The sequence below is a fragment of the Sinorhizobium glycinis genome (assembly GCF_001651865.1).
Lineage (GTDB): Bacteria > Pseudomonadota > Alphaproteobacteria > Rhizobiales > Rhizobiaceae > Sinorhizobium > Sinorhizobium glycinis.
Genome location: NZ_LPUX01000041.1, coordinates 1 through 15,332 on the forward strand (window position 1 = coordinate 1; position 15,332 = coordinate 15,332).

At 61.7% G+C, this 15,332-nt stretch carries 13 protein-coding genes; 6 read left to right on the forward strand and 7 right to left on the reverse strand.

All coding sequences use genetic code 11. The features are described 5' to 3' along the window. Positions 1-150: 150 nt before the first annotated feature. Positions 151-414, reverse strand: a complete 264-nt coding sequence (locus AU381_RS00855; protein WP_064240017.1) for a hypothetical protein — start codon at positions 412-414, stop codon at positions 151-153. Between the two features lie 234 nt (positions 415-648). Continuing rightward, entirely contained in the window at positions 649-1,803 is a 1,155-nt protein-coding gene (locus AU381_RS00860) for an ROK family transcriptional regulator (protein ID WP_064240018.1), read from the reverse strand. 201 nt (positions 1,804-2,004) lie between these two features. On the opposite strand from AU381_RS00860, the gene AU381_RS00865 reads away from it, so the two are divergent. From AU381_RS00865 to AU381_RS29385, 6 genes are all read left to right on the forward strand, one after another. Then, positions 2,005-3,285, forward strand: a complete 1,281-nt coding sequence (locus tag AU381_RS00865; protein WP_064240019.1) for an ABC transporter substrate-binding protein — start codon at positions 2,005-2,007, stop codon at positions 3,283-3,285. Positions 3,286-3,405: 120 nt separating this feature from the next. Continuing rightward, complete coding sequence (locus AU381_RS00870) at positions 3,406-4,290, forward strand: carbohydrate ABC transporter permease (protein WP_064240020.1); 885 nt, start codon at positions 3,406-3,408, stop codon at positions 4,288-4,290. Beyond that, the gene (locus AU381_RS00875) at positions 4,290-5,141 is read left to right on the forward strand and encodes a carbohydrate ABC transporter permease (protein ID WP_064240021.1); all 852 of its coding nucleotides are present in this window, start codon (positions 4,290-4,292) and stop codon (positions 5,139-5,141) included. The genes AU381_RS00870 and AU381_RS00875 overlap by 1 nt, the downstream gene beginning before the upstream one ends. Positions 5,142-5,164: 23 nt before the next feature. Beyond that, positions 5,165-6,301: an ABC transporter ATP-binding protein gene (locus AU381_RS00880; RefSeq protein WP_064240022.1), complete on the forward strand. Its 1,137-nt coding sequence runs from the start codon at positions 5,165-5,167 to the stop codon at positions 6,299-6,301. A 12-nt stretch (positions 6,302-6,313) separates the two neighbouring features. Next, on the forward strand, positions 6,314-8,452 hold the full coding sequence (locus tag AU381_RS00885) for a beta-galactosidase (protein WP_064240023.1): 2,139 nt from the start codon (positions 6,314-6,316) through the stop codon (positions 8,450-8,452). A 283-nt stretch (positions 8,453-8,735) separates the two neighbouring features. Next, entirely contained in the window at positions 8,736-8,873 is a 138-nt protein-coding gene (locus tag AU381_RS29385; RefSeq protein ID WP_156528516.1) for a hypothetical protein, read from the forward strand. A 117-nt stretch (positions 8,874-8,990) separates the two neighbouring features. Here AU381_RS29385 and AU381_RS00890 read toward each other — a convergent pair whose 3' ends face one another. The 5 genes from AU381_RS00890 to AU381_RS00910 form a co-directional block, all read right to left on the reverse strand. After that, positions 8,991-10,754 carry a cation:proton antiporter domain-containing protein gene (locus AU381_RS00890; RefSeq protein ID WP_244520004.1) on the reverse strand — a complete coding sequence of 588 codons (1,764 nt, stop codon included), beginning with the start codon at positions 10,752-10,754 and terminating at the stop codon, positions 8,991-8,993. Between the two features lie 352 nt (positions 10,755-11,106). Further along, the gene (locus AU381_RS00895; RefSeq protein ID WP_064240025.1) at positions 11,107-11,298 is read right to left on the reverse strand and encodes a DUF6494 family protein; all 192 of its coding nucleotides are present in this window, start codon (positions 11,296-11,298) and stop codon (positions 11,107-11,109) included. A 253-nt stretch (positions 11,299-11,551) separates the two neighbouring features. Next, positions 11,552-12,742, reverse strand: a complete 1,191-nt coding sequence (locus AU381_RS00900) for an ABC transporter substrate-binding protein (RefSeq protein ID WP_064240026.1) — start codon at positions 12,740-12,742, stop codon at positions 11,552-11,554. Positions 12,743-12,765: 23 nt separating this feature from the next. Further along, the gene (locus AU381_RS00905; RefSeq protein ID WP_244520005.1) at positions 12,766-13,221 is read right to left on the reverse strand and encodes a hypothetical protein; all 456 of its coding nucleotides are present in this window, start codon (positions 13,219-13,221) and stop codon (positions 12,766-12,768) included. Next, on the reverse strand, positions 13,214-15,332 hold a 2,119-nt coding region (locus AU381_RS00910), incomplete at its 5' end, for a type I secretion C-terminal target domain-containing protein (RefSeq protein ID WP_156528517.1). The genes AU381_RS00910 and AU381_RS00905, both read right to left, overlap by 8 nt.

Here is a 15,332-nt window from a genome sequence, read left to right on the forward strand (position 1 = left end):
CAACCAACGACACCGACAAAGGCGCCCGCAGGGCGCCTTTCGCGTTTCAAGGCCGTGCCGGCTCCAGTTTAGCGCACGAGGCAGGTCTCGATCGTGGCGGCTCCGGATTGGCGGCGACGAATCATTCGCTTGCGGCGTTCATTCGGGCCCTCACGCCTGCCCGGATTCTGGCGGAAATTGTGCCGGTTGAAGATGATCCGGCCCGCGATAGGCTTCGTCGTTGACTTCGGCCGCATCTCCATCGATCTCGCGCAGACCGCGGATGCGGTTGCCGCTGGCGTCATACTCGGCTTTCAACCGGTAGCCATAGGAAAGCCCGCCGGCAATCTCGGCCTTGCGGGTCGCGGTCCTCACGCCCTTGCGGGTCCGGTAGCGCATCTGCTCGACCGGTAGCGCCTGGATGCCGGGACGCATACTCCGGCGTATACCGGGGTGTTAAATTGTCGAGTCCTGGCTCCTCGGAAATCACGGGAGCTGCGGTTCGAGTGCTTTCAAGGCGACGCTGCATGGGCAATTCCCTGGGTAACGCCACCATCGATCGATCGTCTCAGGTGGGGGGAGGGCGGAAGTTCGAGACGCGCTCGGCCCAGGTCTGGTTCGCCCAAAAAGGCGTACTTCCATATGGAATCAGAGCCGCAAAATAACATCTCAACCGCTGGGCAGGCGCTCGAAGTCGAAGATGCCCTGTGTCGCCAAGGCTGCGGCGCCTCTCGCCCAGGAACTGGGGACCCAGTCCGTCTGTATCTCGGGTTTGGAGAAGAACAGGAACTCTTCCATTGATCGCTTGAGCGGGTCGAGGAGGGCGTTGCCGAACTGGACGGCTTCGCCTCCGACGACGATCACTTCGGGATCGAACAGGTTGACCAGATCCGCCAGGTGTCTGCCGATGCGCGATCCCGCGTTGGCGAGTATCTCCAAGGCGTCTTCGTCGCCGGTGGCGGCGGAAGCCGCAAAGTCGGCTCTTGTTGGTTCGACGCCTCTCCGGCGTCCCCATTCGGCAATCATGTACGGCTCGGCGGCGTGGGCCATGAGGCATCCGCGCCGGCCGCACTCGCAGAGTGCCCCGCCCGGTACCGAGGTGATGTGCCCGAGCTTGCCGGCCGCGCTGTTGCTTCCGTGATAGATATCGCCATTCAGCACCAGGGAGCAGCCGATCCCCGCGCCGATCGCGAGTGCCGCGAAATTGCGGTGGTTGCGGCCGGCCCCGAACAGCTTCTGCGCGATCGCGAAGGCGTTGACGTCGTCGTCTATCCAGACGGGGGCGTGACCCCGCTCGGCCAGCATTTCTGCGAAGGGAAGATCACGCCAGCCGAAACGCGGGCTTTGGAGACAGACGCCGTTCCTCGGGTCAACCTCGCCGGGGATCGATACGCCGATCCCCATGATGTCCTTTTCCTCGCGCGCGGCCTGTGCCAGAAGGCGCGGGATGGTGACTCGAATTGCCTCGATCATGCCCTCCGGGGTGATGTCGGTAACGGTCGCCTGCAGCGTGGCAAGCGGAGAGGTGGCGAGGTCGGTGAGCACGCAGTCGATGCTGCTGCGATTGAGCTTGAAGCCCAGTGCCAGGTGGGCCTCGTAGTTGATATCCACCGGTATGGGGCGACGACCGTTCGAACTCGCGACCGCCTCCCGTTCCACCACCAACGCCTCATCCATCAGTTCCGTGACGACGAACGTGACGGCTGCAGGGCTGAGACCCGTCACAGAGGCGAGTTCGGCTCTCGAGATGGGTCCGCGGTTGCGCAGCAGGTTCAAGATCAGGCGCCTGTTCAGCGCGCGCGATGTGCTCGCATTGCCTTTCAATCTGCATCTCCCAAGTTAGTTTATTTCTTAAATTAACTCTTGTGCCCGATCCGAAGGTAGGCTAGCTTTTCTCCGTTGGCAATGAGGAGGAGTGTGCGGAGCGCCAATTTCCCGAACTCCGCATGATCGCAAATTTGTTTCCAAGAGGCCCGGACGCTGCTCGCCCGGGCGCAGCGGAGCTTTGTCCTGGGAGGATATGGAATGGCATCCAACGACATCATCAAGCTGGTCACTCGCGCCCCGGCGTCGCGTCGGCAGCTCCTCATTGGAGCGGGCACTGCGCTCGCGGGAATGACGCTCGGCGCTCCGGCCATCGCGCAGAGCAAGGAACTGACGATCATCTCCAACATCGGCAATGCCTCGCAGCGCGACGTGCTCCAGCGGATCGCGAGCGCCTACGAGAAGGAGAGCGGAATCAAGGTGGCCATCAACAACATGGACCACGAGGCGCACAAGACCGCCATCCGCAGCTACCTCGTCGTCGGAGCGCCGGATATCTGCTTCTGGTTCTCGGGCAATCGCATGAAGGCTTTCGTCAAGCGCGAGCTTTTCGACGACATCTCCGACCTGTTCGAGCGCGAGAACTACAAGAGTGTGCTCGGTCCAGCCGCCGGCGCCGTCACGGTCGATGGGAAACAGTATGGTTTGCCGCTCGGTGGCCTGCTCTGGGGGCTATTCTACCGCAAGGACGTCTTCGCCGAGAAGGGCTGGACGCCGCCCAAGACCATGGAAGAGCTGCTTTCGCTGGGTGAGCAGGCGAAATCGGCGGGCATGATCCCGGTGAGCATGGGGACCAAGGAAATGTGGCCCGCGGCCGGCTGGTTCGACCACATGAACCTGCGCATCAACGGCCTCGACAAGCATATGGCGCTGATGGACGGCAAGATATCCTACACCGACCCCGCAATGCTGCCGGTCTTCGACAAGTGGGCAGAGCTGATCAATGCCGGGCTGTTCAGCCCGAACGGAACATCCTTCGGCTGGGAGCAGGCGGCCGCCGCGCTTGCCCAGAAAAAGGCCGCCATGATGGATCTCGCGGGCTTCATCAAATACGGCTTCCCGGAGGATCAGCAGGATCAGATCGGATTCGCCCCGTTCCCCGAGATCGTCCAGGGCATGGCGCGTTACGAGGATTTCGCGCTGAATTCGATTCATGTTCCGAAGAACGCCAAGAACAAGGAAAACGCCCGCGATTTCCTGGCCTTCTTCTACAAGCCGGACAACCTCTCAGCCTTCCTCGAGACCGAAAGCGCGGTGCCGCCGCGCAATGACTGCCCGCCGAGCAAGGAACCGCTCGTCAATGCGGCGGTCGAGTCCCTGAAGACCGTCGAAGGCTCCGCGCAATACTACGACCGCGACACCGACCCCGACATGGCCCAAGAAGGCTTAAAGGGCTTCCAGGAGTTCATGGCCAAGCCTGACCGGCGGGACCAGATCCTCGAGCGCCTCGAAACCACGCGCAAGCGCATCTTCAAAGCCTGAACCTCGGGCGGCCGCTCTCCTCTCCCAGGAGCGGACCGCAACAGGGCAGGGCTGCAGCACCAATCTGTGGCCTGCCTGCTTCCGGTCAGCGGCTTTCGAAGCCTTCGTGAGTGATTTTGAATGTCAACCTTCTGGCGAAACCATCGGCATTGGATAGCCCCGACCCTGTTCATCATGCCCGGAGCCTTGCTGTTCGGCGTGGTGATCATCCTTGCGTCCGCCGAGACCATCTGGGTTTCCTTCTTCGACTGGGACGGCGTCGGAGAAAAACAATGGGTGGGGCTGGCGAACTATGTGCAGTTGCTGGACGATCCGCAGTTCCACGTATCGCTCAAGAACAACCTGATCTGGCTTGCCATGTTCATGCTTGCGCCGCCGCTGGGCCTGGCGCTGGCACTGCTGCTCAATCAACCCGTCCGTGGCATGCGGGTCGTGAAGTCGCTGTTCTTCGTGCCGCTGGTATTGGCGTCTGTCACCGTCGGCGTCGTCTTCACCTGGGTCTATGATCCCACCTTCGGCCTGTTGTCGCTCATCTTCGGCTATTTCGGAGCAACCGCCCCGGCGTTGCTTTCGGACGAGCATCTCGTCACCTTTGCGGTCGTCGTGGCGGCGCTGTGGCCGCAGGTCGCCTTTTGCCTCGTGCTCTTCCTGGCGGGCCTCAACAACCTGAGCGAAGATCTGATCGGGGCGGGACGGGTCGATGGCGCGCGCGGATGGCCCATGCTCATCCATGTGATCCTGCCGCAACTGCGCGAAGTCAGCTTCATTGCGCTCGCGGTCACGGTCATCGGCGCGCTCCGGTCCTTCGACATGGTGGCGGTGATGACCTCCGGCGGCCCCTTCGGCTCCTCGACGGTCCTCGCCTACCAGATGTACGAGCAATCGATCTTCTCCTACCGCTTCGGATACGGAGCCGCGATCGCCACCGTGCTCTTCGTGATCATGGCAGCCTTCATCGCCTGGTACCTGCGCACGCTGCTGAAACCCGAACGGGAGGGCATCTGATGTATCCAAGACCGCTTGCCGAAGATGCGCCTATCCGCCGGTTCGCCTATGCGTCGATGGTCGTGCTGATCCTTTCACTCTGGCTCGTGCCGCTGATGGCGGTCATGGCGACGTCGCTCAGATCATTCGAGGAGGTGATGGCGGGCAACTATTGGGGCTGGCCGAAGAGCTTCAACTTCATCGAGAACTACACGGCTGTGTTCACGCAGACCGCCATGGCGCGATACTTTCTCAACAGCCTGATCGTGACGTTGCCCTCCGTCGTCGGCGTGCTCGTTCTGTCGACGCTCACTGGCTACGTCCTGTCGCGCTATCGTTTCCGCGGTGCGAACCTGATGTTCGCGCTGTTCGTCGGCGGCAACTTCCTTCCGGCCCAGATCATGATGATTCCGGTCCGCGACCTCATGGTGTCGATCGGGCTCTACGATACCTACTACGCGCTGATCGTCTTCCACGTGGCCTTCCAGACGGGGTTCGCGACGCTCTTCATGCGCAACTTCATCGCCGCGCTTCCCGACGAGCTCTTCCAGGCGGCCCGGGCAGAAGGCGCATCGCCGTGGCAGACGCTCTGGCATGTGGTGCTTCCGCTGATCCGGCCTGCCCTTGCGGCGCTCGCGATCCTGACCTTCACCTTCGTCTGGAACGACTTTTTCTGGGCGATCGTGCTGACCCAGAGCGACGCAGTGAAGCCGGTGACGGCGGGGCTGAACAATCTTCGCGGCGAGTGGGTGTCCGCCTGGAACCTGGTGGCGGCGGCAACGATCCTGGTCGCGATACCGCCGGTGGTGATGTTCTTTCTCATGCAGCGCCACTTCATCGCCGGCCTGACGGTCGGTGCGGTCAAGGGCTGAGCAGAATTCAAGGAACCCTTCACATGACGAGCGTTGAACTGATCAACATCGAGAAACACTATGGCGGCTTCCATGCCCTGAAAGACGTAAACCTGTCCATCGCGGAAGGCGAGTTCGTGGTCATGGTCGGCCCGTCCGGCTGCGGAAAGTCGACGCTCCTGAAGACGATCGCGGGTCTTGAGACCACGAGCGCTGGAACGCTCCGCATCAGGGGAAGGGACGTCACCAGGCTGGAGCCCGGCGACCGCGGTATCGCGATGGTGTTCCAGTCCTATGCGCTCTATCCGCACATGACCGTCGCCGAAAACATGGGCTTCGGCCTCAGGATGGCGAAGAGGCCAAAGGCGGAGATCGACGCGGCTGTCGCGAGGGCCGCGCGGATTCTGAGACTCGACGAGCAGCTCGAAAAGAAGCCGAAGCAGCTCTCGGGCGGTCAGCGGCAGCGCGTCGCCATCGGGCGGGCGATCACACGGTCGCCCGACGTCTTCCTTTTCGACGAACCGCTGTCCAACCTGGACGCGGCATTGCGAACGCAGATGCGCGTCGAACTGTCCACGCTTCATGCTGAGCTCGGGTCGACCATGATCTACGTGACGCACGATCAGGTCGAGGCCATGACCATGGCGAGCCGGATCGTCGTTCTGAATCGGGGCAGGATTGAACAAGTCGGAGCGCCGCTCGATCTCTACACCAATCCGGACAACCTGTTCGTTGCCGGGTTCCTCGGCGCGCCGCGCATGAACTTCGTGGCCGGTGAAGTGATCGCAGCAAACGGATCATCCGCCAGGATAGTCTGCTCCGGTGGTCTGGAGGTGACGTTCGAGACCCTCACGACCCAGGTCGGCGTGGGCGAAACTGTCACGCTCGGCATCCGGCCGGAGAGGCTGCGGCTCGGCGATGCCGCTGCGCAAATCCGTATCGCAGGGAACGTCAGGCTGACGGAATATCTCGGCCGCGAGACCATCGTCTATGTCGATGCGGGGCCACTGGTCACCACCGGATCGGACAGCGGCACCAGCGTGTTCACCGTGCAGATCGCCGACGTCAGGCCGTTCGACAACGGCAGCGCCGTGTCGCTCGGCTTCGATCCCGCCGATGCCTATCTTTTCGCCTCCGACGGCAGAACCATCACGCCTTCCAAGCCCGTCGCGAAAATCTGAGCAAGGAAAATCATGAAGCGTACCCCTCCGGCGCCGCTCTCCGTCTGGCGCACCCTTAACCTGGACGAATTCCTGCTCGGCGTGCCGCATTATCCAGAGCATGTAGACGAGAGCTATTGGCAGCGTGATGCTCAGCGGATTGCGGCCGCCGGGTTCAACGTGGTCCGTCTCGGCGAATTCGCCTGGCATCTGATGGAGCCGAGGGAAGGGGTGTTCGATTTTTCGCTGTTCGATCGGGCCATCGACGTGCTCGCCTCGGAAGGCGTGAAGACCATCTTCTGCACGCCGACCGCAACGCCGCCGCGCTGGCTGACCGCGAGCTATCCGGAAGTGCTGCGTGTCGATGAAAGAGGCCGAACTGCCACGCACGGTTCTCGCCAGCATGCGGACACCAACAGCCCCGTCTACCGCATGCATAGCCGGCGCATCACCGAGGCCTTGGCGCGCCAATATGCGGGCAATCCAAATGTCATCGGCTGGCAGACAGACAACGAGCTGAACACGACCGCTTCGACCTCCTATTCCGAAGCGAGCGAGCGGGAATTCCGCCGCTATCTCCATGATCGATACGAGACGATCGACAAGCTCAATCTCGCCTGGGGCGGAAACTTCTGGGCGCTTGCCTACGACAGTTTCGACCAGATCACCATCCCGAGGAAGGACAATCCGGGATTTGTCGCACCCGGGCACATGCAGGACTATCACCGCTTCCTCGCCCATGCGACGGCGGCCTTCCAGCATGACCAGGTGGAAATCCTGCGCGGGGCCAATCCCGAATGGTTCATCTTCCACAACCTCGGACGGCTCGAAGACGTCGACTTGCGCGGCCAGTTCGGTCAGGACCTCGATTTCCTCGGCTTCGATATCTACCCGATGCTCTATGACGAGATGCGCCGGGCGGGCGGCCATCCCGCCACCCAGGCGCTGCATCTCGACGTCTGCCGCGCCTATTCCGGCAACTTCATTGTTCCTGAGCAGGCATCCGGTTTCGGCAGCCAGCCAGGTTTCTCGACCATGACGCCCGAACCCGGCGAGATGCGCCGGATGGCGCTGAGCTCGGTGGCGCGCGGCGCCGACGGCCTTCTCTTCTTCCGCTGGCGTCCGGCGCATTTCGGCGCGGAAATCTACTGGATGGGTATCATCGACCACGACGATGTGCCTCGCCGCCGCTATCAGGAAGCAAAGCAGTTCGCCGAGGACATCGACAGGATCAAGAAGGACCTCCTCGGCACCACCGTGCGCATGAACGTCGCGATCGCCGGAGCCGACTTCGACAATCAGGAGGCCTACAGGACCTATCCGATGGGCATGCCGAGCCCGCTCGAAGACGGTATGTTGCTCCATCGCTACTGCTATTCGAAAGGGATCGCCTGCGGTTTCATTCATCCCGAGGACGATCTGTCGCGGATCAAGGTCCTCTATGTGCCGCACTGGGTGATGTGGAAGCCGGAGTGGAACGAGAACGTCGAGGCCTTCGTCCGCAATGGCGGAACCCTGATCGTCGGCGCCATGACCGGCACCCGCGATGAAAACAACCACATACCGACGGACCTCGCGCCCGGCCCGGGGCTTTCGAAACTTTGCGGCGTTCGCGTCGAGGAATTCGGCAGGGTGGCAGAACCGGGCGCCGACGGCCTTTTCGGCCTTCATGGAACCGAGTTTGGCTTTCACAACCCGGCAAAGCGCCTGCCGTCCAGTTCGGCATCGCGGCGCCACCGCTTCACCCTGGGCAACCGGGAGCACGAGGCCGCACACCTTTACGAGCTTCTCGCGCTCGACGACGACGTCGAGGTTCTGGGGCAGTGGTCGAACCGCTTCGCGAGCGGCAGGGCAGCGGTGACGAGCCGTAAGGTCGGCAAAGGCCGGGCCTGCTACGTCGGGACCTATCTGACCGAACCCCTCGTCGAAGGACTGGTGGACCATGTCCTCGGTGCGGATGTCCAGCCTCTGGTGCCGGACTTGCCGCCTGCCGTGGAGGTGGTCCTGAGGGAGGCGGAAGACAGGAAGCTGCTGTTCCTGCTGAATTGCGATGCGGAGCCGGTCGAGGTCACGTCGCTGCCTGCCGGGATCGACCTTTTGTCCGGCAAACCCGTGAACGGCGGACTTGCTCTCGGACCTTATGGTTGTGCGGTTCTGCGCGTGCATCTTTAGAGAGAATTTGCTCACAGACGATATTGCAAGTCTCCATACCATCAGGCCCCCCGCAACCAACGAGACCTGAATATCTCCCATTCAGCTCGTCTCTCAGAGAGCTCCTCCGCGTAGAGCGTCGAGGAGCTCTTTTTGTTTGCGCTCCGTGTCAGGTTCACCGCTCTCAAGTGGTGCGAGTTAATCGTTAGGCTTCAGTATCCTGAATCGCTCGTCCAGAACCGTCGTTGCCTCCATCGCCGCTATTGGAGGCAACCCGGCCACGGACTTCCAACGATGCCGGCTGATGGCCGCGGGTCTTGCCGATCACCACCTTCTGGGCGAATTGCCGGAAAAGGTCGTCGTGTCGACGATGCGCCGGACATTGTCCGGATCTGGGCGCGAAGCGCAGCGTCGGCTTCTGCCGGTCCTTCAGCTGCTTTGAAATCTCGGCGAGACTTTAGTTCGAGTTGATCGAGCACGTCGTCAGGCGGGAGGCGTGGTCGGGCCTCTTTTGCGCGTCGGCGATCTTAGGGCGACCTGGTCAAGCGGTAGGTCACGCTCATGCGCCATCGGAGCTTGAATGTGGCGCAGGGGCGAGGTCACCTTTCGGCTGCGGACCGCGGATGGCATGCCGTTCTGTGCCTGATCCGTCGGTCGGCTGCAGCATCTTGCGAAATTCGTCCCGTTTCTCGTGAATGGATGCAATCACCAGCCCCATCGGAATGCCGATGTCGACGAGCACGGCCTGCGAGAGCTGAAGACTGGCTTCGATGGTCTCCGGCACCGCATCGGTGACTTTCAGCTCGTACAATTCCGTTGCGTGCTCCGCGTCCCGCGCTCGGGCGACAATAGTCAGATCCGGCCGCTCCGATCGCGCCGCGCGGACGATGGACTCGACCGCGTCGGCGTTGCCCAGCGTTACGACAAGCGCACGGGCGCTCTGGATTCCACAACGTCGGAGCAACTCGATCTGGGTGGCATCGCCATAAAAGATCGGATGATCACGAGCTCGCTCCTTGGCGACTAGGACGGGATCGGCGTCGATCGCCACGAAGCCCAGCTTGTGCCGTGTAAGCATCTCGGCGACCAAATGTCCGACGCGTCCATATCCGACGACGATCACGCGCTCCAGACCGTCATCGTGCTGAGGCGTAAGTCCGGCAAAGGCAGGTTCATCCATGCGGGTGTGGGCCGCGCCCCCGGCAAGGATGCGGATCAGCAGCGGAACGCCGATCATCGTCAAGGTAGCAGCGACCGAAGCAGTTGCGCCGGCTTGGTCGGGGATGACGTTACCCGCCACAGCCGCACCGATAAGGATCAATGCGAATTCGCCGCCGGCACCCATTACTATCGCCAACTCGCCGGCCCCCCTGTTCGGCAACCCCATGAGGCGCGCGATGGGGAACAGGATCACCGCCTTGATGGCGAAAAAGCCGAGCGCGACGCCTATTGTGGGGATCGGGTTGGCAATGATCTCCGAAAGATCCAGACGGGCTCCCACCGAGACGAAGAACAGGCCAAGCAGCAGTCCCTGGAACGGCTGGATCGTCACCTCGATTTGCCTGCGATACTCGGTTTCAGCCAACAGCAGGCCCGCGATGAAGGCGCCGATAGCCATGGACTGGCCGCTAAGCGCTGTGACAAGGCCGGAGCCGATCACAACCAGGAGGCATGCGGCGACGAACAATTCGTTGCTTTTCGTCGCCGCGACCAGCCTGAACAAGGGGCGCAGAATGAGGTGACCCAGCCCGGCCATTGCGATCAGCACCACCGCGGCAGGAGCTAGAGCATACAACAAGCCGGAGCCGAGCCCGGTGCCTGCTCGTGCGGCCAACATCGTCACCATGAACAACAGCGGCGCGACAGCCAGGTCCTGGAAGAGCAGCACGGCGAAGCTTGCGCGTCCGACCGTGGTGTTCAGCAGTTTACGCTCCGCAAGCGACGGCAGAATGATCGCCGTGGAGGACAGGGCGAGGGCGCTGCCGAGCACGACCGCTGAAGCTGGCTTTTGACCCAGCAAGTCCGCGACGGTCGCAAGCACCACCGCCGAGGCGAGAACCTGGAGTCCCCCGAGCCCGAAGACGAGCTTGCGCATCAGCATCAGGCGGTTCCACGACAGCTCGAGCGCGATCATGAAGAGAAGGAATGCGACGCCGAATTCGGCCAGATGGGTGATCTGTCCAACATCTGTTATCGACACTGCGGACAGCCACGGCAGATCTTTGGCGAGAGCTCCGAGACCGAACGGACCAAGAAATATGCCCGCAGCGAGAAACCCAAACACCGGGCTCAATTTCAGCCGCCCAAACAGAGGCACGATCACACCGGCCGTCGCTAGAAACAGCAGAAGTTCCTTGTAATTTTCTGGTCCTGGCGTCATCTGCAGCTCACAAATTGACGCAGAGCGCAATGCCCGAGCCGATGCGCCTCACCGCTCGCCGGATACACATTCCGTCTCCCCTGACTGATCCTACTCTCATTTCAGGACAGCGATGCTCCGGGAGGATGATGAGGAGGAGGTCGGCCATCGATCCGGGGCGTACCGCGCCCCTGACCGAAGCCGACCCGCAGCTTCTTCCCTTCGTCGGCACATCACCAAGTCCGTCGATAGGCCATTGTACTACATCGGCGCGGTCGGACCCGCGTCGGATGATTCGCGAGATTGCTTCGGCCGCCTATGGAAGCTCGATCTCGCCGTCCACCACATGGTTCAGGCCGGTGCCTTCCGCCGTCAGCGTCATGCGGACCTTCAATTTCCTGCCGCCGATCTGCCCTTCGCGCACCGTTTCCTCAATCTTGCGCTGCGAGGTAACGCCGACTTCCTTCAGGAACTTGCGGATCGACATGTTGAAAGCGTCTTCGCTCATGGCGGAGCTCCTCTTTGTCGGGGAATGTGTGGCTGCAGACGGGAAAGACTACACCAGGGCTAAATAACACTCGAGTTGGCTGTGCAGAAATAAGCTTCTGCAACAATGGGGCCGAGGCGTGCGGCGCCTTGGTCGACGCGTGCTTCCCCGCATGTGCATTCACCGGACGCAGCTCGAGTTCGCGCGATAACCCGATGTGGTGCAAGTCCGCCAATCTGCACCGCCTGGTTCTTCCAAGGGCCACGGAACCCACTCAGAACGATCGAGGGGCGGGATCTATCACGCGCAGGTTTCCCTGGGCAATTTGGTGAATGGCGCAGGTGCGCTCGACCGATCCGCCTTCGAAGCGAAAGGCGGCGGCGGCGCCGAGGAAGCCGCTGGGAGACTTTATGCTTTGCTCGCTGATTGCATCTTGGCCTCCCGTTCGCACGAGACCTGCTACTAACGCAACGAAATCAAAACCGTAGGCCGCGTAAACACTTGCTGTCCTTTCATACCGTTGGCGGAAGCTCGATGTCATTCTCGAGCCGCTTTCCGGTCCGTAGAGGCAGAGATGCGCGCCAGTGAGTTCCGGGCGCCGGTGGGCCACGGACGGCCAATCGGAGCTTCCGAGAACCATCGTATTCTGTTTCAGGAAGCCGTTGGCCCTTAGTTGTGCAAGCGCTCCGACGTCGCTTTCACCCGCGCTCATCAAGAGCACCGAATCCACGTCCTTGGCCTTCACAGGACTGCCTGCTGCAAAAGAAGCGCTGCCCGAGGTGCTCACGAGCAAAGGCTTGACATTGTTGCGTGCCAGGCCAGCGTCGAGCCGTTGGCGCTCGGACGCGGTCAAATCTGCCGGCAGCAGAACCAAAAGCCGTGAACGGCCGGACGCTGCTGCATAGGCAGCGCCTTCGACAGCGCTATCAACCCGATCGGACACAAAGGAAAAGGTGCCGGCCGGAAGGTCGGGGGCGCTGTTGCGGAACGCCACGACGGGGGGATTCCTGCTGGCGGCACCCTGCCGCACCGCGGCCAAGGGAATGTTCGCGGCCGAAACGCCGATGAGTTTCACATCCTGGCCGGCGAGTCTCTGGGCGGCGTCCCGGACCTGCTCGGGAGAACCGTCCGTGTTTTCCATGGCGAGCGTCAGTTGACCGCCGCCGAGCTCGTCCAAAGCAAGCAATGCGCCGTCGACAATGTCCCGCTCTTGCTCGGTTTCGCCCGCATTCGCCATCATGGCGGTTATGAACCCGATTCTGATTGGCCCGGTGCCGATGGTCTCTTGAGGTTTTTGGCCGTGCTGCGCCGCACGGGCCTGGCTCGCGTGAGGAGGCTTGATGTCAGCCACATCGTGGGTCGCCGCCTGACACCCGGCAAGGATTCCGACGGCTATCGAGGCGAGCAGCAGAGAGAGCGACCGGACCACGGCATGTCCTGCCGCGAAAGAGATATCGGTGGACATGGGATTGAGCCGCACTCTTCTCTTCAGTTCATGAATCGCAGCATTTTGGCGTGGAAGCAGTCGCACTTGGCGAGATAATCCTGATCGCGCCAACCGGACTGCAGATAGCCATAGGCCTTGCCGCAGGCGACTTTTGCCTCCGATGCCCAAACGAAGACCGGGCGCACCGATGAAATCCATCGGGGGTCGTCGGCAACGGTGATCGCTTGCTCCATCCGTGAGACAACTTCCTGCCTGAGGACGGAAATATCACTTTCTCCGGGCAGGCGCGATGCGTCGAGCGTCTCGCATTGCCGTGCAACAGGTGCGTAATCATACGCAAGATCCGCCGCGTGGCTCGCCGTGGCTGAAAGGGCGATCACGGCACTGATGAATGTCGCTCGAAACATTTGCTGATTCCCCCACCCGGAAAATCCGGTCCGCGCATGCTTGCCGCGAACCGGGACGATGTAAAGCTCACGCGAACCGTTATCAGACATCACCGGTGGTTTTCGTGCCGTTCTCGTTGAAGAGAACCTTCACGACCTCGTCGGTGACCGAGAAGTTTTCCAGCACGGCTACGGTTTGCCATCCGGAAACGTTCCCGGCGCTGCCGTCGGTATCTACCTGCAGGCTTGCGCTTTGCCCGTTGGCGTCCTGGATGACCCTCACGAAGCCGTCGAGCGTGCCGTCGGTCGCAACGTCGCCTAGAAGATCCGACAGGTCGACGGTATCGCCTTCTGCAGCGCTATAGTCGGTGATGACGTCGTCGATGCCAATCTGCAGTTCGTTGTCGCCGATCACGAAGGTGTCGCCCCCTGTACCACCGGTCATCCGGTCCGAGTTCCCGGCGCCGTCGAGGAGATCTGCGAAGGCGCTGCCGGTCAGCGTATCGTTGTGATCCGAGCCGATCAGGCCCTCGATGTTGCGGTAGGTTTCCGTTCCCAGACCAACGCTGGTCAGATTCGCGACGGTATTTCCCGTCGACTGCACAAGCGTCAGGGTCACGCCCGCGGTGGCGTCCGACAAATCCAGGAGGTCGAGTCCGCTCCCCCCATCGATGGTGTCGTTGCCGGCGCCGCCACGAAGCGTATCGTTGCCCCCTCCGCCGTTGATCACATCGTTGCCGCCACGGCCGATGATGGTGTCATCGAGAGCACCGCCCGTCAGATTGTCGACGCCGGATGTCCCGTAGATGAGATTCGCCTTTGTGTTGTCGCCGGTGACCACGATGCCCGGGTCGCCTGGATCATTGTAGTAGAACTCGAACTTGGCAAATCGCCCTTGGTAGTTGCCGCCATCGTTGTCGCGATAGTTGAGCGTCCACGTGTCGCCCGCAAGTGCGGGATTGGCAGCGAGATATTGCGCCAACGTCGTTCCGGTCGCAACGCCCGAAGCGTCGAGCAGATAGATGTTCGCGAAGCTCACTGTCGCCGCCATATAGCCGGATGCAGAGTCGTAGAACCAACTCTGCTCGAACGTTGCAGCGCTAAGGTCATCCTCGACGACCGCGAACTTGTTGCTGCCGATCCAGAGTTCGACCTGCAATTCACCCTCTCGCTGACTACCGGCGTTTTTCGCATCGAAGGTGGTGGGGTCGCGCTCGCCGGCGGGGACTCCCGTTGCGAAAGGAGCCTCCTGGAAGTCGGTAAGGACTTTTAAAGTCGCGCCGGTGAGATTGGCGGTGATGCCATCGACAAACGCCTGCTGCAGCGTCATCGAGGTATTGTAATTCTGTCCGGAATTCAACGAACTGCCACCCCCGCCAACGGTTGTCTCGGTGGCAGGCAGCCGGTTCGGCGGCACCTCGTTGATCGAAACCGAATAGGTGGCAGTTGTCGTTCCGTCGCTGGCTTGAAGGTTCAGGGTACTGGTAACAGTGTCATTGGCCGTTGCGGTCGGTCTATAGACCAGATCATCAAGGAGATTGATGCCGGTCGCAGGATTGTAGAGCTCTGTCCCATTGGTCACAGCGACATAGCTGCTGCCGTTGAAATAGAACACGCCGGTCGGTGTGTTGGTCGCGGTGACAATGACGTTATCGCCATCGACATCCGTCGGAACGGCCACCTGCAGCGGATATCCATTCCCATATCCGGGGCTCGTCTCAGCAGGGTCGCTGGGCAGCCAGACAGACGTGCTGGCCACGACGGGCGCGTCGTTGGCGCCGTTGATCGTCACCGTGACGGTCTGCGTGTCGGTGGCGCCATGGCTGTCGGTGACGGTTACGTCGTATGCGAACGTGATTGTCTCGCCGCTGTCGAGGAACTGCACGAGCGCATTGGAGACATTGTAGCTCCAGTTGGAACCAGCGGTGGTGAAGTTGTTGGTCAGTTCGGCGATCTGGGCCTCGCTGAGCAGGCTGGAAAGATCGCCACCCGACCACACCGGCGCACTGATAAGCGTGCTGGTCACCGAATGCGTGTCGGTAATGTCGACGTCTGTGTAGCTCAGGCTGCCGCTGTCGCTGAGGTTGCCTGCTACAACACTGACATCTTCGGTGACGGAACCGGTGTGATCAACCGTCAGAACCGGCGCGTCGTTGGTGCCGGTGACGGTGATCGTCACCGTCTGGGTATCAACGGCGCCGTTGTCGTCGGTGACGGTGACG